The sequence below is a fragment of the Pantoea stewartii subsp. stewartii genome (assembly GCF_008801695.1).
GTDB classification, from domain to species: domain Bacteria; phylum Pseudomonadota; class Gammaproteobacteria; order Enterobacterales; family Enterobacteriaceae; genus Pantoea; species Pantoea stewartii.
Genome location: NZ_VZPF01000161.1, coordinates 1 through 3007, shown reverse-complemented (window position 1 = coordinate 3007; position 3007 = coordinate 1). Strand labels below are relative to the sequence as shown.

The 3007-nt window shown below is 51.8% G+C and carries 5 protein-coding genes and 2 pseudogenes; all 7 read left to right on the top strand.

The genetic code is table 11. The annotated features are described in order from the left end of the window. Nucleotides 1–96 precede the first annotated feature (96 nt). Nucleotides 97–324 (top strand): structural cement protein Gp24, encoded by a 228-nt coding sequence (locus tag F7Q90_RS25120; RefSeq protein ID WP_420919770.1) that lies wholly within the window; start codon nucleotides 97–99, stop codon nucleotides 322–324. A gap of 9 nt (nucleotides 325–333) precedes the next feature. After that, entirely contained in the window at nucleotides 334–1275 is a 942-nt protein-coding gene (locus F7Q90_RS25115; protein ID WP_006120480.1) for a DUF2184 domain-containing protein, read from the top strand. A 61-nt stretch (nucleotides 1276–1336) separates the two neighbouring features. Then, a complete protein-coding gene (locus F7Q90_RS25110) occupies nucleotides 1337–1777 on the top strand; it encodes a DUF1737 domain-containing protein (protein ID WP_082999176.1) in 441 nt (146 codons plus the stop codon). 31 nt (nucleotides 1778–1808) lie between these two features. Then, entirely contained in the window at nucleotides 1809–2174 is a 366-nt protein-coding gene (locus F7Q90_RS25105) for an STY1053 family phage-associated protein (RefSeq protein ID WP_006120478.1), read from the top strand. After that, nucleotides 2140–2547, top strand: coding sequence for a DUF4054 domain-containing protein (locus F7Q90_RS25100; RefSeq protein WP_044242382.1), 408 nt, complete (start codon nucleotides 2140–2142; stop codon nucleotides 2545–2547). Before F7Q90_RS25105 ends, F7Q90_RS25100 begins: the two co-directional genes overlap by 35 nt. Further along, nucleotides 2544–2735 (top strand): annotated as a pseudogene (locus tag F7Q90_RS25095) (hypothetical protein); the annotation flags it as partial. The gene F7Q90_RS25100 and the pseudogene F7Q90_RS25095, both read left to right, overlap by 4 nt. 98 nt (nucleotides 2736–2833) lie before the next feature. After that, nucleotides 2834–3007, top strand: a pseudogene (locus tag F7Q90_RS25090) (IS630 family transposase); the annotation flags it as partial.

The window sequence follows — 3007 nt, the reverse complement described above, 5'->3', positions numbered from 1 at the left end:
ATGGAGGCGAAGCGCCTCAAGGAGCCATGTCCGGTGTTTCACGCGATAGTGTCCATTAAAAAATGATGGACACTATTTTCCCGGAACCGGAGCCCGCTGCACAGACGGTTTAAATGTGACGCTTACAGGGTTACCAAAGGTGGTGTGGTTTATGTTCGCGTGGCGAATCCGACCGATACCAGCCCTCTGGGTGCTTTCCTTGTTGCCGAAGAAAAAACGGGCGAGGGCGAAAACGCCACCGTTAACACGGCCATTTTGCCAAATGCGCAGTTTACCGGGGCCGGTGACGCTGATGGCAACGTCGAAATTTCATACAAAATCTAAGAGGCAACTATGCTGACATTTGACCAACGCATTGTGGACGGTACCGGTGCATTTCTTGTGGGGGAACTGGAACGTCTGGATCAGACCCTGAATTTACCGCTGGTGGGCTATACCTACTCGCGTGATGTTCAGTTCCGTGAAGATGTTTCTATCGCTGATGATATTTCAAGCTGGACTAACACCAGCTTTGGTGCGGCGGGCAGCGGTGCCAATCCTAACGGTAAAAACTGGATCGGCAAGGATTCCACGGCGATTGCCGGAGTAAACGTCAATATCGATAAAGACGGTAACCCGCTTTCTCTGTGGGGAATGGAGCTTGGCTGGACGGTCATTGAATTACAGGCCGCGCAGCAGGTTGGTCGTCCCATTGATGCGCAGAAATACGATGGTATGCAGCTTAAGTGGAATATGGACGCCGACGAGCAGGTTTATATCGGTGATACCAGTCTCGGCGCTAAAGGGCTGCTGAATCTTGACAGGGTGCCAGTGAGCAATGCGGTTAAGCCCTGGGCGCAGTCAACCCCCGATGAGATCCGGGACAGTATTAACACGCTGCTTACCAATGCCTGGAAAGCGTCTGCTTATTCGGTTGTGCCAACGGATTTACTGCTGCCGCCAGAGCAGTTTGCTTATTTGTCATCGGTCATTGTGTCCTCTGCCGGTAATCAGTCACTGCTGACCTACCTGAAAACCAACACCATTTCCTATCACCAGAATGGCGTACCGCTGGATATCCGCGCGGTGAAATGGCTGAAAGGTCGTGGTGTCTCCGGTAAAGATCGCATGGTGGCTTACACCAACGATAAAAAATATGTGCGTTTCCCGCTGGTGCCGTTGCAGAGCATTCCTGTGCAGTATCGTGGCATTTACCAGATTGTGACCTATTACGGCAAGCTGGGTGCCGTCGAGACTGTGTACCGCGAAACGCTGTCTTATTGTGATGGCATCTGATAACCGGAACGGCCCCGCCTGACTGGCGGGGACAATATTTTTTATATAACGAGGGATTCATATGTCTTTCACAGACTACGCAACAGTCGTTGCTGATAGCGGTAGTGTTCTACAGACTCAGATGGCCCAGCGTATTAAAGATGGCTGGCAACCTTTTGGACAACCTCTACTGGTGACACCGAACCTGAGCCGATCATTTCAAATAATGCAGGTGGTTGTTAAAGGTACTGGTGGTGGGGATGGTAGTTCCGCAAGCGTGGACACGCTTGAAGGGGTAACGGATACCGGCAAGGCGTTGATGAAAGCGGCGGATGCCGCCGCAGGCAGGACAGCAATCGGGGCGGGTACATCGAGTCTTAAAGTCGGTAACGCCGCAACGGATGCCAAAGCAGGTAATTATGCGCCAAAATCTACCGACATAAGCGATGCTACCGATATCGGGAAAAAGATCCTGGTAGCAGCGGATGCGGCTGCTGTGAAAACGCTGCTGGGTATCAGCTAATCGTATTGAAACATATTCAGGAGCAGCTTAAATGACCAAAGAAAAGTTGATTGCCATTACTGTACACACGCCATTCAGCCTGACGCTGGCCGATGGAACGGTACAGGATTTTCGCCGTGGGCGGCATAACGTATCCGCGCCAGTAGCAGAGCACTGGTTCACTCAGGCGCACGCAGAGATTAACGATACTGCTGTGCCGGATAATAGCGACGAATATCAGGCACAGATTGAAACTCTGAAAGCCCTAATTGAAGAACGTGACGCGATCATCCGCGATCTGACTTCACAGGTGGACGAGCAAAAAGCGCAAACTGAAGCGCTGAATCAGCAAATAGCGGAACTGCTTGCCGGAGGTGATGGCGATGGCAAAAAACCAAAACCTTCCAACAGTAAGTGATTTTCGTACCGCTTTCCCGCAGTTTTCCGACACCACCCGATACCCCGATGCTCAAATACAGTTTCGCCTGAACCTGGCTGATGTGCTGCTCAGCGAGAAGATCACGGGTAAGGATCTGTTTCCTTATTTTGTTGAGCTTTTTGTCGCGCACTACATGGCGCTGTGGGCGGCTGACAACAGAGCGATGGCTACGGGTGGTTCCGGGGGCGCGTCGGGTGGGGTGGCTTCCTCAAAATCTGTCGATAAAGTCAGCGTCAGCTATGACACAGGAGCCACGTTAAACCCGGATGCGGGCTTCTGGAACTATACCCGCTACGGGGCTGAGTTCTGGCAGTTGATCATGATGTTCGGCGCGGGGGGCATCCAGCTATGAAAAGCGGCGTCACGATGAGAGTTGATAAGGCGCAATCTGTTTTAGATGCACTGAAGACTATCGGTAACAGGGATGTGCTGGTTGGCATCCCTGCTGAAGACTCCGCACGGGATGATGCGCCTTTCGGCAATGCTGGCATTGGTTATATCAATGAAAACGGCTCTCCTGCGCAAAATATTCCGGCTAAATAACTGCTCGGAATAGTAGATCCCTTAGAGGGAACTCAGTCCGGTTTATGCGATCTGATCAATCGCTGAATATCCCAAATCACCAGCCGGACTGAGCAATGTCGATCATAGCACCAATACCCAGAACCGAACGACGCCTGATGCAGAAAACTATCCATAAAACAAAGGACAAAAACCACGCCCGGCGGCTCACCGCCATGCTGATGCTGCATCGTGGTGACACCGTCAGTCATGTTGCCAGAACACTCTGCTGTGCCCGCTCATCGATTGGT